The following is a 26,099-nucleotide window of genomic DNA, read 5'->3' on the forward strand; positions in this document are numbered from 1 at the left end:
CATGAGCCTGCCCATGACACCCTCCACCCGCCCGATGGCCCGCACCCTGCGCGCCATGGCTGCCCTGCTGGGCTACCCAAACGCCGAGCTGCGCGCCCACCTGGGCGAGATCTCCCAGGCCCTGGCCGACGAGGCCGCGCTGAGCCCCGCCCGCCGGGCCGCGCTGGACGCCCTGATGGGCCGCCTGGCCCGCGAGGACGGCCTGGACGTGGAAGCCCAGTACGTGGACCTGTTCGACCGCGGGCGCGGCACCGCGCTGCACCTGTTCGAGCATGTGCACGGCGACTCGCGCGACCGCGGCCCGGCCATGATCGACCTGATCCAGACCTACGAGCAGGCCGGGCTGCTGCTGGGCCCGGACGAGCTGCCCGACCACCTCAGCGTGGTGCTGGAGTTCGCCTCCACCCAGCCACCGGCCTCGGCCCGCGCCTTCCTGGGCGAGTTCGCCCACCTGCTGCAGGCCATCCGCGAATCGCTGCTGCGCCGCCGCAGCGACTACGCCGAGCTGCTGGGCGCGCTGCTGGACCTGGCCGAGATCGACCCGGCCACACTGACCGGCGCCAAGCCGGCCGCACCCGAGCCTTCGCTCGACGAAAGCTGGGCCGAGCCCGAGGTCTTCGGCGGCTGCTCCAGCGCCGGCCAGCAAGCCCCTGGCCAAGCCCAACCCATCCAGGTCGTCCGCCCCCCGCGCGCCCCCTCCACCCCCGCCCCAGGAGCCTGACCATGTCTGCCTCCCTGAACCAGTTCTTCTTCGCCGTTTACCCCTACATCTGCCTGGCCGTGTTCTTCATGGGCAGCCTGGCCCGCTTCGACCGCGACCAGTACACCTGGAAGAGCGACAGCTCGCAGCTGCTGCGCGCCGGCCAGCTGCGCTGGGGCAGCAACCTGTTCCACATCGGCATCCTGTTCCTGCTGTTCGGCCACACCGTGGGCCTGCTGACGCCGCACTGGCTCTACTCGCCCTTCATCAGCGCCGGCCAGAAGCAGCTGGTGGCGGTCTTCTCCGGCGGCACGGCCGGCCTGGTCTGCTTCATCGGCCTGTCGCTGCTGCTGCACCGTCGCATCTTCGACCCGCGCATCCGCCTGACCAGCCACCGCACCGACCTGGCCATCCTGGTCATCCTGTGGGTGCAGCTGTGCCTGGGCCTGGTGACCCTGCCCTTCTCCTGGCACCACCGCGACGGCGGCACGATGATGGTCCTGGCCGAGTGGGCCCAGAACATCGCCACCTTCCGCCCGGACGCCGCGCTGATGGCCAACATCGACTGGCCCTTCAAGGTGCACATGGTGCTGGGCATGACGATCTTCCTGCTCTTCCCCTTCAGCCGCCTGGTGCATGTGTGGAGCGGCCTGGCCACCGTGGGCTATGCCTTCCGGCCCTACCAGCTGGTGCGCTCACGCCGCCTGAACGTGCCGCGCCGCGGCGCCTGACCTGTCTGCCTGGAATTTTCCCGGAGCCTGAGACCATGACCCTCACCGAAGCCCCCCGGATCCTGCCCCGCGTCAACGGCGTGCCCTTGGTCAACGCCGACGAAGCCGTCGCGCTGGACGAGGCCACCCTGCGCCAGCGTGCCTGCACCGAGCTGCTGCGCCAGGCCGCCCAGGCGGCCGGCCTGCTGCCCGCCGACGACCCGGCGCCCGAGCAGGGCGCCATCAGCCTCGCCGCGGCCGATGCCATCGAGGCCCTGCTGGACCAGTCCCTGGTCTGTCCCGAGCCGACCGAGGAAGCCTGCCGGCGCCACTTTGCCGCCGACGCGGGACGCTATGCGGTGGGCGAGAAGGTGCATGCCCGCCATGTGCTGTTCGCCGTCACGCCGGGCGTGGACGTCAACGCCCTGCGCCAGCGCGCCGAGGCCTGCCTGCTGGACCTGCGCTGCGGCCAGGACGGCGAGGCCGACCGCTTCGCCGAGGTGGCGGCCAGCACCTCCAACTGCCCCAGCGGGGCCCAGGGCGGCGCCCTGGGCTGGCTGCGCAAGGAGGACTGCGCCCCCGAATTCGCCCGCGAGCTCTTCGGCCAGCCCGAGGTGGGCGTGCTGCCGCGCCTGGTGCACAGCCGTTTCGGCCTGCACGTGGTGGAGGTGCTGGCCCGCGAGCCCGGCACCCAGCCCGACTTCGAGGTGGTGCGCTCGGCCGTGGCCCAGTCCCTGCGCCAGCAGAGCTATGCCACCGCGCTGCGTCAGTACCTGAGCCTGCTGGCCGGCCAGTCCCAGGTCGAAGGCATCGACCTGGACGCCGCCGACACGCCGCTGGTGCAGTGAGGCTGCGGCCCCGGCCGACGACGCGCCCATGCCCGACGACCTGCTGACCCGGCTGCGCCGCTTCCACGACGACGCCTTTCCGGCCTACGCGGACACCTTCCGCACGCTGGTGGACGAAGGCCAGCACCCGACCACGCTGTTCATCGGCTGTTCGGATTCGCGCCTGGTGCCCTACCTGCTGACCGGGGCCGAGCCAGGCGAGCTGTTCCTGGTGCGCAATGTGGGCGCCTTCGTGCCGCCCTGGGACGGCTCGGCGGGCTTTCACGGCACGGCCGCAGCCATCGAGTACGCGGTGCTGGCCCTGCAGGTGCAGCGCATCGTCGTCTGCGGCCACAGCCACTGCGGCGGCATCCGCGCGCTCTACGCTGGCGCCCCCGGCGGCGCGCTGAACCTCTCGCGCTGGCTGGACCTGGGCCGCGAGGCCACGCTGCCGGTGGCCGAACCCACGCCCGAGGCCCTGCGCCGCACCGAGCAGCGCGCCGTGGTGCTGCAGCTCGAACGCCTGATGGCCTACCCGATGGTGCGCGAGGCCGTCGAGGCCGGCCGCCTGACCCTGCACGGCTGGCATGTGGTGATCGAGGACGGCGAGGTGCATGTCTTCGACCTGGCCCAGGGCTGCTTCGTCGCCGCCGCGCACGCGCCGCACGCCGGCACCGGGCCCTATGCCCCCTATGTGGAGGCGGACCGGCCGCCGCCGGCCGCCTGAGCCATGGCCGCGCGCCGCGGGCCCTGGCGGCTGCGCCATCTGCTGGCGGCCCCGCACCGCCTGTGCTTTGCCGCCGGCGCCCTGCTGATGACGGCCCAGGCCGGGCTCTGGACCCTGGCCCTGGCCGGCGGGGCCGCCGCCGGGCTGCCGCCCACCCCGCCCTGGCTGCATGCGCTGGCCGCCACCAGTGGCTTTCCCCTGTTCATCGCCGGCTTCGGCCTGAGCGCCGGCGCCCGCTGGCTGCGCCAACCGGTGCCCGCCACCGCCCCGCTGGGGCCCGCCGTGGCCGCCTGGTGCCTGGGCTGGCTGGGCCTGTCGCTGGCCGGACCGGGCGGCGTCGGTGCGCTCGCGCTGGGCGCCGCCGTGCTGGGCGGCGGCGACCTGCTGCGCCGGCTCTGGCGCCTGGTGCGGGCGGCAGAGCCGTCCCTGCAGCCGCCCCTGGACGCCGTGGTGCGAATGCTGGCCCTGGGGCTGCTGGCCCTGGCGGTGGCGGCCGCCGGCCTGGGCAGCGGCCAGCCGCGGTGGGTGCGCATGGCCCTGCTGGGTTTGCTGTGGGGCAGCCTGCTGCCGGCCTTTGCCGCCGCGGCGCGCCGCCTGGTGCCCTGGGCCGCCGAGGACGGGCCGGCCCGCTGGCTGCAGGGGCTGATCGCCGGGCAGGCCGGCCTGCTGGTGCTGGCGGCCGCCCTGCCCACCCTGCCTGAGCCCCTGCCGCTGATGGGCGCGCTCACCGCGCTGGCCTGGGGGGCTTGGCAAGGCACCGCCTTGTGGCGCTGGCAGCGCCGCCACGGCCTGCCCAACCGCTTCGTGCGCCTGCTGGCCGCGGCCGGCTGGGCCGGCGCCGCCGCCGGCGCGGCGCTGGCGCTGGCCTGGTCCTGCCAGGCCGCAGGGATGGCGGCCGCGGCCCGGGCCTGGCAGCTGGCGGCCACCCATCTGCTGGCCCTGGGCTACCTGAGCGGCACGGCGCTGGCCATGGTCAGCCGCGTCAGCGCCACCCAGTCCGGCCAGGCGCAGGCGGTGGACGGCCCGCTGCTGGCCCTGGCCGGTCTGCTGGCCCTCACGCTGGCCGCGCGGCTGGCGGTGCTGGTGGTGGGGGGGCCGCTGGTGCCCGTGGCGACCTTGTGGACATTGACCACCGCCGGCTGGAGCGTCTGGCTGCTGCGTTGGCTGGGCCGCCTGCCTGCGGCACCGGCCGCGCCGTCTCCCGTTAGAGTGCCCCCATGCGCAAACCCCTGACCCTGGCCGCCAAGCTGGGCCTGATCGGCACCGCCCTGCTGCTGCTGGGCCTGGCCTCGATCGGTCTGACGCTGTGGATGACCTGGCAACTCGAAGGCGGCGCCGCCGCCGTCAACGAGGCCGGCCGCATGCGCATGCAGACCTGGCGCCTGGCCCAGGCCATGGGCGCGCCGGATCTGCAGCGGCGCGACGCGCTGATGGCGGGCTTCGAGCAGAGCCTGGAGCTGCTGCGCCGTGGCGACCCGGCCAGGCCGCTGTTCATGCCGCAGGACCCGCGCTCGCAAGCCCGCTTTGCCGAGGTGCAGCGCGACTGGCTGGTCCTGCGCCAGACCTGGCGCACCGAGCGCCAGCCCAGCGCCGCCGAGGCGGCGCGCGACGCCGGCGCCTTCGTGCAGCGCGTCGATGGCCTGGTCTCGGCCATCGAGACCCAGATGGCGCGGCTGACCTCGGTGCTCAACGCCATCCAGCTGGCCATGGTGGCGCTGACCATCGCCAGCGCGGTGGCCTTGCTCTACTCGGCCTACCTGTTCGTCTTCAACCCGCTGGCCCAGCTGCAGGCCGGGCTCACCCGCATCGGCGGGGGCGACTTTGCGGCCCGGGTGGAGGTGAGCTCCAACGACGAATTCGGCGACCTCTCGGCCGGCTTCAACCAGATGGCCCAGACGCTGCAGGGCCTCTACCAGAACCTGGAGGCCAAGGTCCGCGAGAAGACCGAACGCCTGGAGGAACAGCACCAGCGCCTGGCCGCGCTCTACGAGGCCGCTGCCTTCGTCGCCCGGGCCCGCAGCCTGGAGGAACTGGGCAACGGCTTTGCGCGCCAGCTGCGCACGGTGGCCCATGCGGACGCGGTGGCCATCCGCTGGTCCGACGAGGGCAACCTGCACTACCTGCTGCTGGCCTCCGACGGCCTGCCGGCCGAGATCGTGCAGGAGGAGGCCTGCCTGCGCACCCACGAGTGCCTGTGCGGCCAGGTCGCCGCGGAAGCCACCACCCGCATCATCCCGATCCGCCCGGCCGAGCCGAGCCCGATGCTGGGCCACTGCGGTCGCGCGGGCTTTCGCACCGTGGTGGGCGTGCCGGTGCAGCTGCAGGACCGGCTGGTGGGCGAGATCAACGTCTTCTACCGCCAGGACGCCGCGCTGGCACCCGACGAGCGCGCCCTGCTGGAGACCCTGGCCGCCCATCTGGCCGGCGCCATCGAGGCCTTCCGGCTGGCCGCGCTGGAACGCGAATCGGCGGTGGCCCAGGAACGCAGCCTGCTGGCCAGCGAGCTGCACGACTCCATCGCCCAGAGCCTGTCCTTCCTGAAGCTGCAGGTGGGCCGGCTGCACGGCGCCCTGCAGCGGGGCGACCGCCCCCAGCTGGAGGCCACGCTGGCCGAAGTGGAGGCCGGCGTGCAGGAGAGCCTGGCCGACGTGCGCGAGTTGCTGCTGCACTTCCGCACCCGCACCAACAACGAGGACATCGCCCAGGCGCTGCGCGCCACGCTGCACAAGTTCGAGCTGCAGACCGGCCTGGCCACCCACCTGAGCCTGGAGGGCCAGGGCCTGCCCTTGGGCTCGGACGTGCAGATCCAGGTGCTGCACATCGTGCAGGAAGCGCTCTCGAACGTGCGCAAGCACGCCCAGGCGCGCGAGGTCTGGGTGGAGGTGGAGCGCGCGCCGCAGTGGCGGGTGGAGATCCGCGACGATGGCCAGGGCTTTGATGCCGAGGACAATCCGGCCGACGACACCCACGTGGGCCTGCGCATCATGCGCGAGCGGGCCGCCCGCATCGGCGCCCAGGTGGAGGTGGTGTCCGTGCCCGGCTCGGGCACGGCCATCGTGCTGAGCCTGCCGGAGAAGAGCGCCGCCCCGGCGACGACGACATGAACGCTGCGACCTCGATGACCCCGTTGCGCCTGCTGGTGGTGGACGACCACACCCTGTTCCGGCGCGGCCTGATCGCCCTGCTGCAGGCCGACGCCCGCTTCAGCGTGGTGGCCGAGGCCGGCGATGCCAGCGAAGCCCAGCGCCTGGCCGCCCAGTACCGGCCGGACGTGATCCTGCTGGACAACCACCTGCCCGGCGTGAAAGGCGTGGACGCCATCGCCGGCCTGCGCGAGGTGGCGCCGCAGACGCGGGTGCTGATGCTGACCGTGAGCGAGGACGAGGCCGACCTGGCCCAGGCCCTGCGGGGCGGGGCCGCCGGCTACCTGCTCAAGACGGCCGACATCGAGGTGCTGGCCCAGGCCATCCTGCGGGCCCAGGCCGGCCAGGCCACCATCAGCCCGGAGATGACGGCCAAGCTGGTGTCGGCCTTCCAGGCCCTGCCCACCGGTGCGCCGCCGGCCGAACCGCCCGCGGCACCGGCGCCGGCCGACCCGATCGACACGCTCTCACCGCGCGAGCGGGAGATTCTGGAATGCATCGCCCAGGGCGCCAGCAACAAGGAGATCGCCCGGACCCTGGCGATCGCCGAGCCGACGGTGAAGATCCATGTGCAGCACATCCTGCGCAAGCTGGGGCTGAGCTCAAGGGTGCAGGCCGCCGTCTATGCCAGCCGGCGCCAGGGGCCGGAGCCCGCCGGGGGCTGAGCGGCCCACGAAGGCGGGGCTCAGAACCAGAGCATCAGGCGGCGCAGCCACTCCACGGTACGGTGGGGCTTGGCGGAATAGAAATCGCAGTACTGGTACTTCATGGTGTCTCCCAACAGGTGTGGCTCAGGGTGTGGGCACTGTATGAATACACAGTATTCCTGACAAGCCAGCGCCGGTCAAGCGGGCGTCGCTATGATCGGGCGAACGACCGTCCTCTTTTGCTGTTCCCCCGATGTCCACCCCCAGCACCCCCCATTCCGGCGCCGCCGGCACCGAGAAGTTCAACACCGTCGCGCCCGACCTGGGCAGCGGCGAGGGCTGGGACAAGCTGGGCCTGGTCGAGCTGATGCGTCTGCGCTTCAGCGACAGCGGTGCTCTCTACAGCCCGCATGCCGACGTGAACATCAACGGCGCGCTGTTCGGCGGCCAGCTCATCGGCCAGGCCATCGCCGCGGCCAGCCATGGCATCAGCGACCGCTGGGCCCACAGCGTGCAGGTCAGCTTCCTGGCGCCGGGCCACCCCGGCGAGGAGATGCACTACCAGGTCCGCACGCTGATGCAGGGCCGCAGCTTCCAGGTGCAGCAGGTGCTGGGCACGCAGGGCACGCGCACCGTGATCAGCGCCACCGTGTCCTTCCAGAACGAAGAGCCCAGCCCGGACCACCAGCGGGCCATGCCCGAGGCGCCGCCGCCGGAAAGCCTGCGCACGCTGCAAGAGGTGGGCGCGGCCTACGCCGACCGCATCCCCACCGCCGCGGCGCGTCGCCTGGGCCAGTCGCGCGCGGCCGAGCTGCGTCTGGTGGACCCGGAGGCCTTCCTGTTCCGGCGCGACCCCGAGGCGCGGCTGCGTTTCTGGGTGCGGCTGCAGCACGACCTGCCGGCTGACCCGGTGCTGCAGCGCGCGGCCATCGGCTACCTGTCGGACTACTGGATGCCGCTGACCCCGCTGATGGCCCACCTGGAGGCCAAGATCGGCACCGGCCTGTACCTGGCCAGCCTGAACCACACGCTGTGGCTGCACCGCGCCCCGCGGGTGGACGACTGGCTGCTGGTGGACGCGCAAAGCCCCTTCAGCGGCAACGCCCGCGGCCTGACCACCGGCCACTTCTACCAGCGCGACGGCACCCTGCTGGCCACCGCCACCCAGGAATGCCTGTTCCGCGGCTGGGTGGAGGACGGCCAGGGCGGCTTCAGCGTGCCGGGCATGCCGGCGCGCTGAACGGGCCGCTGCGGGCCCGCCCGGCTCACTTGGCAAACAGCCGCGTGATGTCCGAGAAGGCCTTGAACTCCAGCGCGTTGCCGCTCGGGTCCAGGAAGAACATCGTGGCCTGTTCGCCGGGTTCGCCCTTGAAGCGGATGTAGGGCTCGATCACGAAAGCCGTGCCGCGGGCAGTCAGGCGATCGGCCAGGGCCTGCCAGTCGGCCATGGGCAGTACGATGCCGAAATGCCGCACCGGCACGCCATGGCCGTCCACCGCGTTGCGCGAGACATCGCCGGTCTCGCCCGGGGCCAGGTGGGCCACGATCTGGTGGCCGTAGAAGTTGAAGTCCACCCACTCGGGCGAGCTGCGACCCTCGGGGCAGCCCAGCAGCTCGCCGTAGAAGGCGCGGGCCTCGGCCAGGTCCCGCACGGGAAAGGCCAGGTGGAAGGGCGACATCGGCCCCGGGTTGGTGGTGATGGCGTGCATGCGGCGGCTCCTTGGCTGTGCCGGTCCGATGCTAGCCATTCCCGTGTCCCCGGCCCCGGCAGGGTTTCCCGGGCCGGGGCGGCCGCCCGTCAGATGCTGGGGATCAGCCCGCCGTCCACCCGCAGCGTGGTGCCGGTGATGTAGGACGCCCGCTCGCTGGCCAGGAAGGCCACTGCGTCGCCGTATTCCTCCGGCCGGCCGTAGCGGCCCATCGGGATGGTGGCGGCGGCCTCGGCCTCCACGCCCGCGGCATCACGCCCCTCGCGCTGGGCCTTGGCCGCATCCAGGAAGGCGGTGCGGGCGGTGGCGATGCGCCCGGGCACCACCACGTTGACGGTGATGCCCTGCGCGGCCACGTCGCGCGCCAGCGTCTTGGACCAGCCGTGCAGCGCGGCCCGCAGGCTGTTGGACAGCCCCAGGTTGGGAATGGGCGTGATGACGCCCGAGGAGGTGCTGGTGATGATGCGGCCCCAGCCGCGCTCACGCATGCCCGGCAGCAGCAGGTCGGTGATGCCGAAGACCGACAGCACCATGGCCTCGAAGGCCCGACGCCAGACCTCCGGGGCCTGGCCATCTGCCGGCCCAGGCGCCGGGCCGCCGGTGTTGTTGACCAGGATGTCGATGCCGCCCACGCGGTCCAGCACCGCCTGCACGCCCGCGCGCCACTGCGCCTCCTCGGCCAGGTCCCAGTGGAAGACATGGGCCTGGCCGCCGGCGGCCCGGATCAACGCGGCGGTTTCCTCCACCGGCGCGGCGCTGCGGTTGGCCACGCAGACCGTCGCCCCCTCGCGCGCCAACGCCAGCGCGATGGCCCGCCCCAGCCCGCTGCCGGCGCTCAGCACCAGCGCCCGTTTGCCCGTCAAACCCAGGTCCATGTTCGTCTCTCCGTGCATCGGGCCCGCACAGTGCGGATGCCCCCGGCGAGCAGCTTACGAAGAACGGCCCGCCCTTGTCCGGCGCAGGGCTCAGCCCGCGCCGCAGCGCGCGCGCCACTCGCGCTCGAAGGTCTGGCGCTCCTGCGGCGTGCGGCCGTCGTCGAAGCGGGTGCTGCCGGTCTCGGTGATCCAGTCGACGGTGACGATGAGCCGCTGCTTCCAGGGCTCGCCGGGACCGGCAGGCGTGAAACTGCCCAGCGCACAGACGTGGTACTCGAACATCGCATCCTCGCGGTCGAGGATCTGCGAATGCACGGGGTCGAGGTCGACATCGGCCTCGTCCACGCTCTGCTGGGCGATGGCCTCGGCCAGTTCCAGCTGCTCGGCCGGCGCGTGGCTGCAGCCGGCCAGCACCAGCAGGCCCACCGCACCCAACGCGCCCAGCAGCCACCCGCGGGCCGCCCCACGGGCAGGCGCCGACGCTGGCGGCGCCGGTGGCGCGTCGGCCCGACAGACAGTGCAGGACACAGCAGCAACCCCTCTTTTTGGATCGGCGCCCCCTTGCTCGGGCGGCCGCCGCCCCGCGATGCTAACCAAGCGGCGGGCCATTCAAGGCGCCCTCGGGGGGCACGAATCCCCCCTAGCTTTCAGGTGACGGTCAGGTGCGGGCCGGCCAGGGCGAGACCTGGGGGGGGTTCTGGGCCTCGGCGCGCAGCTCCTTCATGCGGTTCTGCTCGTCCATGAACACCAGCCGGGGCTGATGGTGGCCGATCTGGTCCTCGTGCACCTGGGCGAAGGCCGCGATGATGACCACATCGCCCACCGAAGCCCGGCGCGCGGCCGAACCGTTGAGCGAAATGATGCCGCTGCCGCGCGGCGCCTTGATCGCGTAGGTGACGAAACGCTCGCCGTTGTTGACGTTCCAGATGTGGATCTGCTCGTTTTCGCAGAGGTTCGCGGCCTCCAGCAGATCTTCGGGGATGCCGCAGGAGCCCTCGTAGTGCAGCTCGCAGTGGGTGACGATGGCGCGGTGGATCTTGGACTTGAGCAGGGTGCGGAACATGGGCGGGTGGCCTCGGCGGAACGGGAAACCGGCATTGTCCCCGCTCTGGCCGCGCCAGGCCCGGACCGCTCACGCCGTGGCCGTCCGCCCCCAGGCCGCGCGGACCAGGTCCGCCGCCTTCTCGCCGATCATGATGCAGGGCGCGTTGGTGTTGCCGCTGACCAGCACCGGCATGATGGAGGCATCGGCCACGCGAAGGCCGCTCACACCGTGCACCCGCAGGTCGGGCGCCACCACGGCCATCGCGTCCACGCCCATCTTGCAGGTGCCCGCCGGGTGGAACACCGTGGCCGCATGCGCGCGCGCATTGGCCAGGAAGTCCTCGTCGCTCTGCACCTGGGGGCCGGGCAGCATCTCCGGGCCACGGATGCCGTCGAACACCGGGTCGGCCAGGATCTTGCGGGCCAGCCGCATGCCTTCGATCAGCACCCGCGCGTCCTGCGGGTCGGACAGGAAGTTGTAGTCCAGCGCCAGCCGGCCCTGGGCGTCCAGCCGCAGCGCGCCCCGGCTGCGCGGGCGCAGCACGCAGGTGTGGATGGCGTAGCCGTGGCCCCACTCGAACAGGCGGCCGCGGTGGCTGCGGTAGCCCGGCACGAAGTGGAACTGCACATCGGGCTCGCCCTCACTCAGCGGCGTGCAGGCAAAGCCGCCGGCCTCCACATAGTTGGTGCTCAGCCAGCCCTTCCTCTTGAACAGGTAGCGCAGCGGCGCACTCAGCACCTGCCAGGCCGAGCCCAGCGAGAAGCCCAGCGTCAGCGGCGAGCGCGAGCGCACGGTCACCAGGCCGTCCAGGTGGTCCTGCAGGTTCTGGCCCACGCTGGGCAGGTCCACCCGAACCGGCACGCCCGCGGCCTCCAGCTGGGCGCGCGGGCCGATGCCCGAGCGCAACAGCAGGTTCGGCGAGCCGATGGCGCCGGCGCAGAGGATGACCTCGCGCCGCGCCTGCAGACGGCGGGGCGCACCGCCCGCGGGGGCCTGCAGCTGCACGCCCTTCACGCTGGCGCCGTCCATCCACAGCTGGTCGACCTCCACCCCGGTCAGCACCGTCAGGTTGGCGCGGCCACGCACCGGCGCCACGAAGGCCCGGTAGCTGGACAGGCGCTGGCCGTCGCGCTGGGTCAGGTCATAGACGCCCACGCCCAGGGCCGAGGGGCCGTTGAAATCGGTGTTGACCGGCAGGCCCAGGCGGCGGCCAGCCTCCACGAACCAGCGCGAGACAGGGTTGGGATCGCGCGGGCGGTCCACCTGCAGCGGGCCGTCCTGGCCGTGCAGGGCCGGGTCCTGGCCCAGGCGGTTGCCTTCGGAGCGGCGGAAGTAGGGCAGCACGTCCTGCCAGCCCCAGCCGGTGCAGCCGGCCGCAGCCCAGCGCTCGTAGTCCGAGGCGAAGCCCCGGATGTAGATCATGCTGTTCATCGAGGCGGAGCCGCCCAGCGCCTTGCCGCGCGGGCAGTGCAGGCTGCGCCCGTCCAGCCCGGCCTGCGGGGTGGAGTGGTAGTTCCAGCTGAAGCGCCGGCTCTTGTAGAGGGTGATGGTGCCGGCGGGCACCTGCACCCGCGGGCTGGCGTCGCTGCCGCCGGCCTCGATCAGGCAGACGCTCACGCCGGGGTCGTCGCTCAGGCGGCGGGCCAGCACGCTGCCGGCCGAGCCCGCGCCCACCACGATGTAGTCGTAGCTCTCGTTCATGGCGGGGCTCACCTCAGGGGTCGATGCGGTGCAGGTCGTCGTGCAGCAGGTCCACGATCTGCCGCTTGAGCGCGATGAACTCCGGCGCCAGCTCCACGTCCTCGGGCCGTGGGCGGGCCAGCGGCACGTCGATGATCTGGCGGATGCGCCCGGGCCGCGCGCCCATCACGTAGACGCGGTCGCCCAGCAGGATGGCCTCGTCGATGTCGTGGGTGACGAAGACCACCGTCTTCTTGGCGTGCTCCCACACCCGCAGCAGCAGGCGCTGCATCTGGTGGCGGGTCTGGCTGTCCAGCGCACCGAAGGGCTCGTCCATCAGCAGGATCTGCGGGTCGTTGGCCAGGGCGCGGGCAATGGCCACGCGCTGCATCATCCCGCCCGACAACTGCTTGGGGAAGTTGTCGGCAAAGGGCCGCAGCCGCACCTCGTCCAGGTAGTGGTCCACCACCTCCTGGCGCTGGGCCGGTGGCATGCCGCGGCGCTTCAGGCCGAACTCGATGTTCTGCCGCACGGTCAGCCAGGGGAACAGGGTGTAGCCCTGGAAGACCATGCCGCGGTCCGGCCCGGGGCCGGTGACGCGCTGGCCGCTGACGAAGATCTCGCCCTCGGTCGGCTCGTTCAGGCCGGCGGTCAGGTACAGCAGGCTGGACTTGCCGCAGCCCGAGGGGCCGACGATGACGGCGAACTGCTGGTCCGGCACCTCCAGGGAGACCTTGTCCAGCGCCACGAAGGTGCCGCCGGTGGGCGTGGGGTAGCGCAGACTGACGTCGCGCACCTGCAGGCGCGCTGGCGCCGTTTCGAGATTCACTGCGCCCATGCGCACACCTTCATTCTGAGAACACGGAAGATCTGGTCGGTGGCCAGGCCCAGCAGGCCGATCACCGCGATGGCCAGGAAGATCACGTCCACCTGCAGGCCCCGCATGGCCTTCAGGCTGATGTAGCCCAGGCCGCTGGAGGCGGCCACCAGCTCGGCCACCACCAGGTAGGTCCAGGCCCAGCCGATGGTCACCCGCAGGGTGTCCAGCACGCCGGGCAGCGAAGCCGGGCCCAGCACATGCAGCAGCACGTCGCGGCGCTTGCAGCCCAGGGTGTAGCTGGCGTTGACCAGGTCCTTGCTGACGCCGCGGCACACGTCCGAGACCATCACCAGCTGCTGGAAGAACACGCCGAAGATGATCACCGCCACACGCTGCTCCAGGCCGATGCCGATCCACAGGATGAACAGCGGCACGAAGGAGGTGACCGGCAGGTAGCGGATGAAGTTGACCGGCGGATCCAGCAGGGCCTGCACGAGGCGGAAGGAGCCCATGAACAGGCCCAGCGGGATGGCCAGCGCGGACGAGACCGCGAAGCCGACCAGCACCACCTCCACGCTGGCGCCGATGTGTTCCAGCAGCGTGCCGTCCTCGGCCAGGTGCCAGCCCGCCATCACCACATCCACCGGCGTGGGCAGGAACATGGCCGGCACCAGCCCGCCGTAGGACAGCGCGCACCAGGCCCCCAGCATCAGCAGCCAGCTCAGGGCGGCCGCGCCCAGCACCACCTGCCGGGGCAGCGCGGCCTTGGGCGTCAGGCAGCGCTGCAGCAGTCGGCTTGCACTCGACATCGCCGCCCTCCTCAGTGCGCCGGCTTCAGGAAGCGGGTGTCGACCAGGTCGTCATAGCCCACATTGAAGGTCTTGCCCTGGATGACGCTCCAGGTCTCGTTGGCCAGCGAGACCACGTCCTTGAGCGGCCCGGGCTTGCCCGGCTGGCCCATCAGGCCCGCGCTGCCGGCGGTGTCGTAGAAGCGCACGCCCTTGAGCGCCTCGCTCACGTCCTCCGGCTTGGACAGGTAGCCGCCCACGCCCTTGGCGATGATCTTGGCCGACTCGGCCGGGTGGGCCTTCATGTAGGCCACGGCCTTGTTCACGCCCTCCACCAGCGCCTTCACGTCGGCGGGCTGCTTGTCGATCACATCGCAGCGCAGGGCCACCACGTCCACGATGACGCCCGGCGTCTTGCGGCTGTCCACCAGCACCTGGCCGGCCTTCTTCTGCTTGACCATGGTGAGGTTGGGCTCCCAGGTCACGGCGGCGGGCACACGCCCGGCCATGAAGGCCGAGGCCGCGTCGTCGGCGGTCATGTTCTTGACCTCGATGTCCTTGACGCCCAGACCCGCCTGCTTGAGCAGGTAGGACAGCCAGAACATGGACACCGAGCCCTCGTTCACGGCCACGGCCTTGCCCTTGAGGTCCTTGATGCTCGTGATGCCGTTGGCGGTGACCACGCCGTCGCCGCCCGCGCTCTCGTCCAGCGCCAGCACCGAGCGGAAGCAGAACTGCGGGCTGCGGTACTTCAGGATCTCGTCGATGGTCGAGGCCGTGCCGGTGAGCTTGCCCGAGGCCATGGCCGCCATGTAGAGCGAGGACTCCTCGATGGTGGTCAGCTGCACGTCCAGGCCGGCCTGCTTGAAGTAGCCCAGGTCACGGGCGACGAACAGCGGGCCGTAGCCCACCCAGGTGGTGTGGCCGATGGACAGCGTGCCGGCCTGGGCAGCGCCCAGCAGCGCGGCGCTGGCGCCCACGGCCAGGGCCAGACGGGACAGGGCATGGCGAAGGAATCGGGTCATGGTGATGCACTCCTGCAATGAGAAGGAAGGGATCGGAAGAGAAAGTCGGGAGGGGCCGCGGCTCAGAAGCCGTAGCTCAGCGAGACGACCGCGCGGTTGTCCTGCTTGACGTCGAAGCGGTTGCGCCCGCCCACGATGAACTGGGCGCCCCAGGTCAGGCCGGTGTCGGCGATGGGCTGGGTCAGGCCCAGGGTGAGGTGGCGAAACGCGCTGCCCACCGGGGTCTTGCCGGCATAGCAGCCGTTGACGATGAAGGCCTCGCCCGCGCCGCAGGCGGTGCCGCTGAGCGTGTCCTCGGTGCCGTTGTACTTCCCCTCCTTGCGGTAGGTGTAGAAGCCCAGCGTGGCGGTGAAGGAGAGCTGGTAGGGCAGCGCGCGGGTGTACACCGCGCTCCAGTAGGTGTCGCCCTGGTTGCCCCAGGTCACGTCCTGCAGCAGGGTCTGCGCATTCAGCGTGACCGGGCCGTAGCTCAGGGCCAGCTTGCTTTCCGGCGCGTTCGAATGCGCGCCGTTCACGTAGACGTAGTAGGTCAGGCCGACGGAGTAGCCCCAGTCGCCCAGTGTGCCGTTGTAGCCGGCGTACAGGTCGTTCTCGATCGACTTGTCCTTCTGGAAGTCGGTGATCGAGCGGTTGCGGTACGAATCGCCCAGCTGGCGGTAGGAGTAGTTGATGGTCGAGCCCCAGTAGCCGGCGTAGAAGCCGCTCTCGTGGCTGTAGTCCGCCCCCCACTGCGGGGTGACGTGGTCGGACTCGGGCGCGTCGGCCCCCGCATTGCCCAGGGGCGTGCTGTTGCCGTAGGTGGTCGTCTGGCCGCGCAGGTAGTAGCGCGACACCAGGTCCACATGCCCCGTCAGATCGCCCGCCAGGGCAGCACCGCTCCAGGCCCTCGCCAGCGCCACGCCCACGGCCCCGACCCAGGCCCCCGCGCCGCGCACACCACGCAGCGAAACCGCTCGCTTCATCGACATCTCCAGTTCAGCTTGGTTGACTGGCCGTGATGGTTGCGTGCGGCCCCCCGGTCGCGAAAGCACGAAATTTGTGAGCCGATGCGAGCAAAAAACTCGCTTTGACGGGCGTGCCCCATCTCAGTGCGGCGCCCGGCAAACCATGGTGCAGGCCCGGCGCCGCAGGCGGGACGGACCCGCAGCGCACCCCCGTTCACGGCCCTGGCGCAGGCCGCGCGCACCAGGCTTGGGGGCCTGATTCGGAGAAATATCGTTTGGCCCTCAGAAAGTCCTGGGTCGGGAGAGACCCCGCTTCCCCTTCCCGGGCTGATGGGCCTCAAATGCGCGCATGGAATTTGCTGCTTGAGACCCGACGTTTTCAAGGAATTTGCGATGGCCAACTACACCCTGCGGCAGCTCAAGTACTTCGTGACCACGGTCAAGTGCGGCACCGTGGCCGAGGCTTCGCGCCAGCTCTTCATCGCCCAGCCCTCCATCTCGGCCGCCATCAAGGGGCTGGAGGAATCCTTCAACGTGCAGCTCTTCATCCGCCAGCACGCCCAGGGCATGTACCTCACCCAGGCCGGCCAGCGCTTCTATGAAAAAGCCCAGGCCCTGCTGCAGTCGGCCCATGCCTTCGAGCAGAACGCCATGGCCGACAACGAGCTGACCGGCGGCCAGATCAACATCGGCTGCTTCGAGACGGTGGCGCCGCTGTACATGCCCACCCTGCTCAAGAGCTTCCAGGAACGCTTTCCGGGTGTCAGCATCCGCCTGCACGACGGCGAGCAGCACGAACTGGTGCACGGCCTGACCAACGGCCGCTTCGACCTGGCCATCCTGTTCCGCCATGACCTGGACAGCACGCTGGAGGTGGAGCCCCTGATGCGCCCCAGCAGCCCCTATGTGCTGCTGCCCGAGGGCCACCTGCTGGCCGAGCAGGCCGATGTCTCGCTGCACCAGCTGGTGCACGAGCCCATGATCCACCTGGACGTGCAGCCCAGCCGCACCTACTTCATCAAGGTCTTCGAGGAGCACGGGCTCTCGCCCAACGTGGTGTTCAGCTCGCCCTCGCTGGAGATGGTGCGCGGCATGGTGGGCCAGGGCTTCGGCTTCTCGCTGCTGGTGACCCGCCCGCGCGAAAACGCCAGCTACGACGGCCGCCGCCTGGTGTGCCGCCCGCTGCGCGAACCCGTCAGCGGCTCGCAGCTGGCCGCCACCTGGCTGGCCCGCTCGCCGCTGACCAAGCCGGCCCGTCTCTTCGTGGAGCACTGCAAGGAGATGCTGGGCCAGCTGGACGCCGCCCACGCCCTGCCGCCCAAGGTGACGGACCTGAGCCAGGTGCGCCAGGCGGCCTGAACAAAGCTGGGCCCCCGCCCAGCTTTTTTCTATGGCACAGGCAGTTTCTTGCTGCTTGGCGGCGCCATGCCCTTGGGGCACGATCCCCCGTGAACCCTGGTGCAAGGAGACCCTGCTTTGGACACCCCACTGGACTGGCATGCCCGCGCCCTGCGGCAGCGCTACCTGACCGAGGCCTGCATCGACGGCCGCTTCGCCCCGGCCCTCTCGGGCCAGACCTATGCCTCGCACGACCCGGCCACCGGCCGCCTGCTGGGCCAGGTGGCCGCCTGCGGCGAGGCCGACGTGGAACAGGCCGTGCGCGCCGCGCGGCGCAGCTTCGATTCGGGCGTGTGGTCGCGCTGCGCGCCGGCCCAGCGCAAGCAGGTGCTGCTGCGCCTGTCGCAGCTCATGCTCGAGCATGTGGAGGAGCTGGCCCTGCTCGAATCATTGGACGTGGGCAAGCCGGTGCAGGACGCCCTGGCGGTGGACATCCCCGGCGCGGCCCACGTGTTCCGTTGGTACGCCGAGAGCGTGGACAAGCTCTACGGCCAGGTGGCCCCGCAGCCGCCGGGCGTGCTGGCCACCATCACCCGCGAGGCCCTGGGCGTGGTGGCCGCGGTGGTGCCCTGGAACTTCCCGCTGGACCTGGCGGCCTGGAAGCTGGCCCCCGCGCTGGCGGCAGGCAACTCGGTCATCCTGAAGCCGGCCGAACAGTCCCCCGGCACCGCGCTGCGCCTGGCCGAGCTGGCCCTGGAAGCCGGCCTGCCGCCCGGCGTGCTGAACGTGCTGCCCGGCCTGGGCGAGGTGACCGGCCGCGCCCTGGGCCTGCACCCCGGCGTGGACTGCCTGGTCTTCACTGGCTCCACCGAGGTGGGCAAGCATTTCATGGCCTATTCCGCCCAGTCCAACCTGAAGCAGGTGTGGCTGGAATGCGGCGGCAAGAGCGCCAACCTGGTGTTTGCCGACTGCACGGACCTGGACCTGGCGGTGCAGAAGGCCGCCTTCGGCATCTTCTTCAACCAGGGCGAGGTGTGCTCGGCCAACTCGCGCCTGCTGGTGGAACGCGCCATCTACGACGACTTCCTGGAGCGCCTGGTGGCCCAGAGCCGCCTGTGGCAGCCGGGCGACCCGCTGCTGGCCGACACCCGCATGGGCGCCCTGGTGGACGAGCGCCAGACCGCCCGCGTGATGCAGCACATCAGCCACGCCCAGGCGCAGGGCGCAGCCCTCATCACCGGCGGGCAGCAGCTGCAGATCAACGGCAGCCGCAACTTCGTCACCCCCACCGTGCTGGCCGGCGTGGACCCGCAGCAGCCGCTGTGGCAGGAAGAGATCTTCGGCCCGGTGCTGGCGGTGATGCCCTTCGACACCGAGGCGCAGGCCGTTGCCCTGGCCAATGACTCCATCTACGGCCTGGCCGCCTCGCTGTGGACGGACAACCTGCACCGCGCCCACCGCGTGGCCGGCGCCCTGCGGGCCGGCACCGTGTCGGTCAACACCGTGGACGCGCTGGACGTGACCGTGCCCTTCGGCGGCGGCCGGCAGTCCGGCTTCGGCCGCGACCTGTCCCTGCATTCCTTCGACAAGTACACCGAACTCAAGACCACCTGGATGCAGTTCCGCTGAGCCATGAGAGACCCCCGCTACGACATCCTCTTCGAGCCGGTGCGCATCGGCCCGGTGACGGCCAAGAACCGCTTCTACCAGGTGCCCCAGTGCAACGGCATGGGCTACCGCGATCCGACCGCCCACGCCACCATGCGCGGCATCAAGGCCGAAGGCGGCTGGGGCGTCGTCTGCACCGAGCAGGCCGAGATCCACCACACCTCGGAGATCACGCCCTTCATCGAACAGCGCATCTGGGACGACCAGGACATCCCCGCGCTGCGGCGCACGGTGGACGCCATCCACGCCCACGGCGCGCTGGCCGGCATCGAGCTGGCCTACAACGGCATGAACGGCTCCAACCTCTACACCCGCGAGGTGCCGATGGGCCCGGGCCATCTGCCGGTGGCCACCTTCACCAACGACCCCTACCAGGCCCGCGCCATGGACAAGCGCGACATCGCCAACCTGCGGCGCTGGCACAAGGCCGCGGCCCTGCGGGCCAAGCGCGCGGGCTTCGACATCGTCTACGTCTACGCCGCCCACGGCCTGGGCACGCTGCACCACTTCCTGTCGCGCCGCTTCAACCAGCGCAGCGACGAATACGGCGGCTCGCTGGAAAACCGCACCCGCCTGATCCGCGAGCTGATCGAGGACACCCGCGAGGTGGTGGGCGACCAGTGCGGCGTCGTCTTCCGCATGAGCCTGGACGAGCTGATGGGCCCGGTGGGCCTGCACCGCGACGAGGCCCACGACCCGATCGGCCTGATCGGCGACCTGCCCGACCTGTGGGACGTGACCCTGGCCGGCTGGGAGAACGACTCCACCACCTCGCGCTTTGAACAAGAGGGCTACCAGGAGCCCTTCGTCACCGGCATCAAGAAGCTCACGGCCAAGCCGGTGGTGGGCGTGGGCCGCTTCACCTCGCCCGACCTGATGGTGCGCCTGGTGCGCCAGGGCGTGCTGGACATGATCGGCGCCGCCCGCCCGTCCATCGCCGACCCCTTCCTGCCCCGCAAGGTGGAAGAGGGCCGCATCGAGGACATCCGCGAGTGCATCGGCTGCAACATCTGCGTCTCGGGCGACTTCACCATGTCGCCCATCCGCTGCACCCAGAACCCCACCATGGGCGAGGAATGGCGGCGCGGCTGGCACCCCGAGAAGATCGCTCCCAAGGGCTCGGACGACAAGGTGCTGGTGATTGGCGCCGGCCCCGCCGGCCTGGAGGCCGCCCTGGCCCTGGGCCAGCGTGGCTACGAGGTGATGCTGGCCGAAGCCGGGCGCGAGCTGGGCGGCCGGGTCAGTTTGGAATCGCGCCTGCCTGGCCTGTCGGCCTGGAACCGCGTGCGCGACTACCGCGTCTTCCGGCTCAAGCAGATGGCCAATGTGCAGATCTGCCTGGACAGCCCGCTGAGCGCCGACGACGTGATGGGCTTCGGCTTTGAACACGTGGCCGTGGCCACCGGCGCCCACTGGCGGCGCGACGGCGTGGCCCGCTTTGCCACCCTGCCGGTGCCCGTGGCGGACGGCGCCGAGGTGCTGACCCCCGACGACCTGATGCAGGGCCGGCGCCCCCAGGGCCGCCAGGTGCTGCTGTACGACGACGACCACTACTACATGGGCGGCGTGCTGGCCGAGCTGCTGGCCAAGGAAGGCTACGAAGTCACCCTGGCCACCCCGGCGGCCGACGTCTCCAACTGGACCCACGCCACGCTGGAACAGGCCCGCATCCAGAAGCGCCTGCTGCAGCTGGGCGTGCGCCTGCGCCCGCACCGCGGCCTGCTGGGCATCGGTCCCGAAGGCGCGCAGCTGGCCTGTGTGTTCACCGGCGACGAAGAGCGGCTGCCCTGCACCGCCACCGTGCTGGTGACCGCCAAGCTGCCGAACGACGCGCTGTACCAGGGCCTGCTGGCCCAGCAGGCCCACTGGGCCGAGGCCGGCCTGCGCAGCGTCACACTGATGGGCGACGCCAACGCCCCCGCCCCCATCGCCGCGGCCGTGTACGCCGGCCACAAATACGCCCGCGGGCTGGACGGCCCCGAAGACACCGGCGACACCGTGCCCTTCCTGCGCGAAGTGGCCCAGCTGGTGCCCTGGACCGCCACCACGCCCGCCTGACCCCACACAGAGAAAGTTTCAGCCCATGATCCCCTTCAAGCTCGACATGGACCGCGTGCCCCTGGACGACTGGGGCACGCCCGAGGACATCGGCGCCCAGAGCCTGGGCCCGGCCCCGCGCGTGGCCGGCAAGATCCTCTTCGGCACGCTCGATTCGCCCGTCTCCGGCGGCCTGTACGCCGCCACCCGCGGCCGCTACCGCGTCACCTACCCCTTCGACGAACACGCCACCCTGCTGGACGGCCAACTGGCCCTGACCGACGAGGCCAGCGGCGCCACCGTCGTCTATGGCCCCGGCGACAGCTGGATCATCGCCGCCGGCAGCACCATCGTCTGGGACATCAGGTCGGAGGGGGTGAGGAAGAGCTACTTGGCGGTGAGTTCGGGGGTGAAGGCGGCCTGAGCCGCCGGCCCGTCCGGATGCAGGGCTCTGGGCACCGTGGGCAGGTGATAGCCCTGAAGCTCTCGCACGAACGCCTCGCGGGCTTCCACGGCTCGCTCGTAGGCCCCTTGCTCGCCGTAGGTCTGCACGGAGAAAGACTTGGTCTTGGGCGGCTGGATGCCTTCGGGTGAGCGGGCCGACCAGAACACATAGGTCTGCACACCCTCGACGCGCTTCCGCTTCTGCTCCATGCGGTAGACACCCGGACAGCCCGTGGTGTTGTTGCGCCGCATGCGCTGGCTGGCCTCGGCCTTGGTCTGGGCCGGCAGCTTGCGCACCAACTCGTCGCGCCACGCCTGGGCGCGCGCCAGGGCCGCAGCGCGATCCCCCGTAGGCCCTGCCGCAAAGTAGCGCTGATAGACCGTCCCTCGGCGTGTGATCTCCACACTCCAACCCGTGGGACAGGCGCGGATGCCGTACATCTCGGGATCATGAAGAGGCATGGCCCGCACTCCCCACATCAGCCCTGCTGATCGTCCCACTGCCAGATGGTGGCGCCATAGTCACCACCGACCTCGGGCATCACCTGTCTAGCTTCAAAGCGCTGGCGGCTGCCTGCACGGGCAGGGGTGAACCAGAAGCCAGACTTGGGGCAGGGGTGGCCAGCTTCGCAGCGCAAGCGCAGGGATTCACTTTCGGCTGTGGCGCCTTCCTGGCTCAACTTGGCATGCTCTCGCGCCCAGGCCACCAAATCCTTGGGGTAGTACAGGTACTTGTGCAGACTGGAATCGTCTTCGATGCCCAGCAGCAGCAAGGCGGCCCCGGCCTCGAAGCTCCAGTAGCCGTAATACCCCCCTTGGTTGCCGTTCTCGTCGGGCTTGTGGCTGTCGTGCCAGCCGGTGCCGGCCAGGTCCTTGTACCAGTGCTTGAGGAAGCGGTCGAGGTCTTTGAGCGCAGCGTCGTTGTCGGCGCTGCTCAACGCATCGGCAAGGGCTTCATAGGGCTTGGGCCAGTGGATGGTCTCGCTCTCGTAGCGATGCTCGGGACCAACGGCAAAGGACATGAATTCTTCAAAGACCCAATCGGCCCCGCCCATGCCTTGCCCCTTCTGGCCCGTGGCGTCCACCCCGTCCTGCAAGGCCGCAATCCTCGGCATCAGATCTCGCCGATGCAGCAGGAAGCACAGCCCGACCAGTTGCATCAGCTGGCAGTAGTCGTCGATGACATCGAACTCGAAGACCACTTCGTTGCGGTCTTTGCGGAAGGACCACAGCAGATCGCCATAGCGTTCGTAGGCTGCGACGACATGTTCAAGTTCGGACCGCAGGAGCTCGATAGGCTCGCCTGCTGTGTAGCGCAGGGTCAACCGGTCGAATCGGGTCTCAGCAAGTACCCGCGCCCGGCCGTGTGCATAGCGAATGTCACCCTCCGCTACGGCGGCTCTCAGGATCGAACCTACGGCTTCGACTCCATCATCGCAGCTCTTCAGAACGGCTGTGTAGTAAGTCTCGCCCAAGAACTGCTGCCGACGTCTCTTGTGAAGTTCCATGCTCATTGCTCTGTTCAACGTTTGCGAGCGGCACCTTCAAGCCCTGCTCGATTGTCGACAACCTTGTCGATGGCTGCGTCACCCCATTCCCTGGTGACCTCATGCGCTGCATGAAAGTCTGTCGGAACACTCTGCTGCGCAATCAACTTGATCAACGCCTCGGCATGGGCAACAGCCTGCGGGATAGAGAAGAAGAGGACATGTCTGCTGTAGACCCGTTCGCCTCGATCACGAATGTCGCCAAACGCCGCAGAGGTTGCTCCCAATGCTCGGCCCAGTCGCTTGGTGTTTTGGATCCACCCATGCCCCATCTGCGTGACCTTGCCATTGGTCTGACGAGTGGTGTCGGTCGTACCGTTGCTTCCGCCGCTGCCTTTGTTCCCTGACCGCCCTCCGCGTCGGCCCGCTGACGATGTTGAAGCAGTATTCGTCCCCTCCGTCTTGTCCCCCGCCTCACCCAGCAGCGCCTTGAGCGACATGGTCGGGTCGTAACTGGCCTTGGCCTCGATGATGGCGTAGGGCTTGGCGGCCCCCGTGGTCTTCCAGACCGCGTCGATGCCGCGACCACGCACCAGCGCCGGCCACAGTTGCACCAGGTGGCCACCATCGTTGAGCTTGGCCGGGTTGATGCCACCCCCGTCATGGGCGGTCTTGCCGCCCCAACCCTTGCTGTTCTGGCAGTGGTAGTCAGCCATGTGTTCGCCCATCACGCCCAGGAACTTGTTGGCCAGCGTTTTGAAGCGGGCCGTGCGCTGCTGGGCCGCGTTGGGCGTCTTGGGCTGGGCCGGATCACTGTGGGGTGCCTTCTCCTGCGTGCCGGCCTTGGCGTGTGTCTCCGGTTTGGCTGTAGGCGTGCCCGCGGGCGCCTTGGCGCTTGGGGGGCCGTCGGCACTGGTCTTGCGTCCCTTGGCCAACCAGCCGTCCACCTCCTTCTTGAAGCTGTCGAACTGCTTGGTCAGGTTGGTGCGGATGCCCTCGACGCTCTGTTTGAGTTCGGGGCTGAGCCGGCTGGTCAGCCGTGAATCGGCCAGGATGTCGTCCAGGGACTTGCGCAGTGTGGACAGATCGAGCACCTTGCGCAGCAAGGCCTCCGGGTCACCCTTGTAGATCCTTCGGATCATCGCCAGCAGATCGTCCACCTGTGTGGCGCCGGCTTTCACGGAACGCAGCGCCCGCTTGGCGGCGTCGCCCCCACCGGGGATCAGGCCGATGAGGGCGGTGATGAGGTTGAACCAGGCCAGAGGGCTGGCCGGTGCCCCACTGACCTCCACCAGCCCTTTGATGATGTCCCGAGCATCCACCACCTGGCCCAGGATGGGCACGCAGCCGATCACTGTCTCGGCCAGGATGGCCCAGGGGGCATTGTTGTCGCCTTTGACGAAGCTCAGCGCCTCGTTCTTGATCGAGTCGAACCACCCGCTGCGCTCGGCCTGGGCCACCGCAGCGCCACCTCTGGCCACCGCCGTTGCGCCGCTCATGCGCCGTCTCCTTGCAGTTCCTGCTGCAGCGACCGCTGTTGTGCTTCGTCCAGGTAGTGCCAGAGGTTTTCGCCGGACTCGCCGGTGCCCTCGTCGTTGAGCTCGGCACGAACCTCTCGCTGCTCGGCGGTCGCCTGCTCCGCCCAGAAGGCTTCGGCGCGCTCGAGGTAAGCCTTGATGTTGGCCTCGGCCTCTTCGTTGGTCTGTGCGTTGGGTTGGAAGTCGTTGGCGGGCAAGGCCACCCGAGCCTCCGGTTCAGCCGGGTCCTCGCCATAGAACACCCGGGCCGGCAAATTGGGCACGCCTTCCAGCCGGGCATGGCCGTTGGCATCCAGATGGCCTTGCCGCTGCGTGCCGTCTTCGAACACCACGGTGTAGGCTGCGCCAGCGACCGGCATCAGCCACTCGTCGTGCAGGTTCAGCTCCATGAACACGGGCGCCCGAGAAACCTGCCCCGTCGGCAAGGCCGGCAAGCTCGCCGCCTGGCTTCCGCCCCCCAGGAATCCATGCGTGGCCCCCTTGACCGCGAAGCTGCCCGGGGTGGTGACGGTGATGTTGCCGCCTTCCAGGGTGATGCCCGACTGGCCGGCGATGAGTTCGATCTTGCTGCTGGCGCTGATGCGGATCTCGTCGTTGACGCTGGTGATGGTGACGCTCTGGTCGGCCAGCAGCTTCAGCTCGTCGGTGTGCGCCCGCAGGGACACCGGGCCGTTGGCCGCCTTGACCTGCAGCCCGCCCTGGTGGGCATAGAGGCTGGCGGTTTGGCCCGCAGCGATGGACGCGGTGTGGGCGGCGCTGGCCTGCAGGTCCGCCTGCACGATCTGGCTCAGGCGCTGGCCGCTGAACTGCTGCACGCTGGCCGGGGTGGCCAGCAGCTGGGCTGCGGCGCTGTCCAGCACCACGGCGGGTTGGGCGAAGGCGGGGACGGGCTCGCCCTGACTGGGGTCCCGGCCATCGGCGGGGATCTTGGCCTCCTGCCCGTTGACCTGGTCCGGATGGTGCCCCTCCTGGGCCGGGTCCAGGGCCTGGTGCAGTTTGCTGAGGTCCTGACCATCTTCGGTACTGGTCAGGGCCTGGGCGCCGATGGCCTGGGCGGCTTGTGACAGGCGCTGGCCCAGCTCGGTGGCCGATTGCAGCTGGGCCAGGGCCTCGGCCGCGTCCATCTGCGCGCCCTGGGCCGAGCCGTAGGTGCCGCTGCGCGCCTGGGTGCTGACGAGCAGGCCCGCTCCGGCGCGCAGGCTGGCCCAGCCCTGGGTGTTGGCCTCGAAGCCGCTGCCGCGCCAGGCGCCGCGCTGGGCGCTGCTGGGGCTCTGGTTGATCAGATGGCCCAGGCTCAGCTCGCTGCCGGTGTGCGTGGTGGCCAGCCGGGTGCGCAGCTGGCCGGGGGCGTCGTCCACCACCCACTGCTGCGTATGCTGCCCATCCAGCGTGCGGCTGTGCAGGCCGGCCAGCACGCCGGGGTGATTCACGCCAGCATCCACGCCCGCAGCAAAGGGCGGGGGCTGGTCGCCGTTGGGCAGGCCACCGGCAATGATCGGGCGATCGATGTCGCCTTCGATGAACTGCACCGCCACTTCCGAGCCGATGCGCGGCACCCAGACGGCGCCCCAGTTGGCGCCGGCCGCCGGGGTGGCCACCCGCACCCAGGTGCCGCTCTGTTCGTTGCCTGGGGCGTTGCCTTGCTCATCTGCGCTGTAGGCGTGCGGCAGGCCGCCGGGGTTGGGGCTGGCGCCGCGCTGGAAGTGGAACTGCACCTTGACCCGGTGGTCGCGCTCGGTCGTCAGGGCTTCGTCCTGCAGGCCGACCACGCGGGCGGTGAGCAGATAGGGCGCGGTGGGCCGGCGTGCGGGACGCGGCAGCACAGGGGCGGCGGCCGGCACGGCCTGGAACTGGTTGCGGTAGCCGCCTTTGGCCAGGGCCGTGTTCTTGAGCAGTTCGGCGGCCTGGTCGCCCAGGTTGTTGGCCACATGGTGTTCGACGGCCAGC

Annotated in this window: 25 protein-coding genes; 12 read left to right on the plus strand and 13 right to left on the minus strand. The window is 70.4% G+C overall.

What is annotated here, in order from left to right; genetic code table 11:
- Position 1: 1 nt before the first annotated feature.
- The 8 genes from narJ (at position 2) to M0L44_RS19005 (ending at position 7,994) form a co-directional block, all read left to right on the plus strand.
- Positions 2–721: a nitrate reductase molybdenum cofactor assembly chaperone gene (gene narJ, locus M0L44_RS18970; RefSeq protein ID WP_252771666.1), complete on the plus strand. Its 720-nt coding sequence runs from the start codon at positions 2–4 to the stop codon at positions 719–721.
- A gap of 2 nt (positions 722–723) precedes the next feature.
- Positions 724–1,431 (plus strand): respiratory nitrate reductase subunit gamma, encoded by a 708-nt coding sequence (narI, locus tag M0L44_RS18975; RefSeq protein WP_252771670.1) that lies wholly within the window; start codon positions 724–726, stop codon positions 1,429–1,431.
- A 35-nt stretch (positions 1,432–1,466) separates the two neighbouring features.
- Positions 1,467–2,258 carry a peptidylprolyl isomerase gene (locus M0L44_RS18980; protein WP_252771672.1) on the plus strand — a complete coding sequence of 264 codons (792 nt, stop codon included), beginning with the start codon at positions 1,467–1,469 and terminating at the stop codon, positions 2,256–2,258.
- A 28-nt stretch (positions 2,259–2,286) separates the two neighbouring features.
- Complete coding sequence (locus tag M0L44_RS18985) at positions 2,287–2,964, plus strand: carbonic anhydrase (RefSeq protein ID WP_252771674.1); 678 nt, start codon at positions 2,287–2,289, stop codon at positions 2,962–2,964.
- Between the two features lie 3 nt (positions 2,965–2,967).
- On the plus strand, positions 2,968–4,197 hold the full coding sequence (locus tag M0L44_RS18990; RefSeq protein WP_252771676.1) for an NnrS family protein: 1,230 nt from the start codon (positions 2,968–2,970) through the stop codon (positions 4,195–4,197).
- Positions 4,182–6,068, plus strand: coding sequence for a type IV pili methyl-accepting chemotaxis transducer N-terminal domain-containing protein (locus tag M0L44_RS18995; protein WP_252771678.1), 1,887 nt, complete (start codon positions 4,182–4,184; stop codon positions 6,066–6,068). Before M0L44_RS18990 ends, M0L44_RS18995 begins: the two co-directional genes overlap by 16 nt.
- Positions 6,065–6,772, plus strand: a complete 708-nt coding sequence (locus tag M0L44_RS19000; RefSeq protein ID WP_252771680.1) for a response regulator — start codon at positions 6,065–6,067, stop codon at positions 6,770–6,772. The genes M0L44_RS18995 and M0L44_RS19000 overlap by 4 nt, the downstream gene beginning before the upstream one ends.
- A gap of 235 nt (positions 6,773–7,007) precedes the next feature.
- On the plus strand, positions 7,008–7,994 hold the full coding sequence (locus M0L44_RS19005; RefSeq protein ID WP_252771682.1) for an acyl-CoA thioesterase: 987 nt from the start codon (positions 7,008–7,010) through the stop codon (positions 7,992–7,994).
- A gap of 25 nt (positions 7,995–8,019) precedes the next feature.
- On the opposite strand, the gene M0L44_RS19010 is transcribed toward M0L44_RS19005, so the two are convergent.
- The 9 genes from M0L44_RS19010 to M0L44_RS19050 form a co-directional block, all read right to left on the minus strand.
- Positions 8,020–8,463, minus strand: a complete 444-nt coding sequence (locus M0L44_RS19010) for a VOC family protein (protein WP_151124363.1) — start codon at positions 8,461–8,463, stop codon at positions 8,020–8,022.
- An 89-nt stretch (positions 8,464–8,552) separates the two neighbouring features.
- Complete coding sequence (locus M0L44_RS19015; protein ID WP_252771684.1) at positions 8,553–9,338, minus strand: SDR family oxidoreductase; 786 nt, start codon at positions 9,336–9,338, stop codon at positions 8,553–8,555.
- 90 nt (positions 9,339–9,428) lie between these two features.
- Positions 9,429–9,866 carry a hypothetical protein gene (locus M0L44_RS19020; protein ID WP_252771685.1) on the minus strand — a complete coding sequence of 146 codons (438 nt, stop codon included), beginning with the start codon at positions 9,864–9,866 and terminating at the stop codon, positions 9,429–9,431.
- A 130-nt stretch (positions 9,867–9,996) separates the two neighbouring features.
- A complete protein-coding gene (panD, locus tag M0L44_RS19025) occupies positions 9,997–10,401 on the minus strand; it encodes an aspartate 1-decarboxylase (protein ID WP_252771686.1) in 405 nt (134 codons plus the stop codon).
- A 69-nt stretch (positions 10,402–10,470) separates the two neighbouring features.
- Positions 10,471–12,084, minus strand: coding sequence for a GMC family oxidoreductase (locus M0L44_RS19030; protein WP_252771688.1), 1,614 nt, complete (start codon positions 12,082–12,084; stop codon positions 10,471–10,473).
- A 13-nt stretch (positions 12,085–12,097) separates the two neighbouring features.
- Positions 12,098–12,901 (minus strand): ABC transporter ATP-binding protein, encoded by an 804-nt coding sequence (locus M0L44_RS19035; RefSeq protein WP_252771690.1) that lies wholly within the window; start codon positions 12,899–12,901, stop codon positions 12,098–12,100.
- The gene (locus tag M0L44_RS19040) at positions 12,889–13,692 is read right to left on the minus strand and encodes an ABC transporter permease (RefSeq protein WP_252771692.1); all 804 of its coding nucleotides are present in this window, start codon (positions 13,690–13,692) and stop codon (positions 12,889–12,891) included. Before M0L44_RS19040 ends, M0L44_RS19035 begins: the two co-directional genes overlap by 13 nt.
- Before the next feature lie 11 nt (positions 13,693–13,703).
- The gene (locus tag M0L44_RS19045) at positions 13,704–14,696 is read right to left on the minus strand and encodes an ABC transporter substrate-binding protein (RefSeq protein WP_252771693.1); all 993 of its coding nucleotides are present in this window, start codon (positions 14,694–14,696) and stop codon (positions 13,704–13,706) included.
- A 62-nt stretch (positions 14,697–14,758) separates the two neighbouring features.
- The gene (locus tag M0L44_RS19050) at positions 14,759–15,658 is read right to left on the minus strand and encodes a TorF family putative porin (protein ID WP_252771696.1); all 900 of its coding nucleotides are present in this window, start codon (positions 15,656–15,658) and stop codon (positions 14,759–14,761) included.
- Positions 15,659–16,033: 375 nt separating this feature from the next.
- On the opposite strand from M0L44_RS19050, the gene M0L44_RS19055 reads away from it, so the two are divergent.
- The 4 genes from M0L44_RS19055 to M0L44_RS19070 all read left to right on the plus strand — a co-directional run bounded on the left by M0L44_RS19055 (position 16,034) and on the right by M0L44_RS19070 (position 21,107).
- Entirely contained in the window at positions 16,034–16,999 is a 966-nt protein-coding gene (locus M0L44_RS19055; protein ID WP_252771697.1) for a LysR substrate-binding domain-containing protein, read from the plus strand.
- 117 nt (positions 17,000–17,116) lie between these two features.
- Entirely contained in the window at positions 17,117–18,607 is a 1,491-nt protein-coding gene (locus M0L44_RS19060; RefSeq protein ID WP_252771699.1) for an aldehyde dehydrogenase, read from the plus strand.
- A 3-nt stretch (positions 18,608–18,610) separates the two neighbouring features.
- Entirely contained in the window at positions 18,611–20,704 is a 2,094-nt protein-coding gene (locus tag M0L44_RS19065) for an oxidoreductase (protein WP_252771701.1), read from the plus strand.
- 25 nt (positions 20,705–20,729) lie between these two features.
- Positions 20,730–21,107 (plus strand): cupin domain-containing protein, encoded by a 378-nt coding sequence (locus M0L44_RS19070; protein WP_252771702.1) that lies wholly within the window; start codon positions 20,730–20,732, stop codon positions 21,105–21,107.
- Here M0L44_RS19070 and M0L44_RS19075 read toward each other — a convergent pair.
- The 4 genes from M0L44_RS19075 to M0L44_RS19090 all read right to left on the minus strand — a co-directional run.
- Positions 21,071–21,589, minus strand: coding sequence for a hypothetical protein (locus M0L44_RS19075; RefSeq protein ID WP_252771704.1), 519 nt, complete (start codon positions 21,587–21,589; stop codon positions 21,071–21,073). The two genes, M0L44_RS19070 and M0L44_RS19075, sit on opposite strands and share 37 nt — an antisense overlap.
- A gap of 17 nt (positions 21,590–21,606) precedes the next feature.
- Positions 21,607–22,635 carry a PoNe immunity protein domain-containing protein gene (locus M0L44_RS19080; protein ID WP_252771706.1) on the minus strand — a complete coding sequence of 343 codons (1,029 nt, stop codon included), beginning with the start codon at positions 22,633–22,635 and terminating at the stop codon, positions 21,607–21,609.
- 14 nt (positions 22,636–22,649) lie between these two features.
- Positions 22,650–24,113 (minus strand): hypothetical protein, encoded by a 1,464-nt coding sequence (locus M0L44_RS19085; RefSeq protein WP_252771708.1) that lies wholly within the window; start codon positions 24,111–24,113, stop codon positions 22,650–22,652.
- Positions 24,110–26,099: DUF2345 domain-containing protein (locus M0L44_RS19090; protein WP_252771710.1), on the minus strand; the 1,990-nt coding region annotated here is incomplete at its 5' end. The genes M0L44_RS19085 and M0L44_RS19090, both read right to left, overlap by 4 nt.

It is taken from the genome of Ideonella oryzae (assembly GCF_024055665.1).
In the GTDB taxonomy this organism is placed as follows: Bacteria; Pseudomonadota; Gammaproteobacteria; order Burkholderiales; family Burkholderiaceae_C; genus Ideonella; species Ideonella oryzae.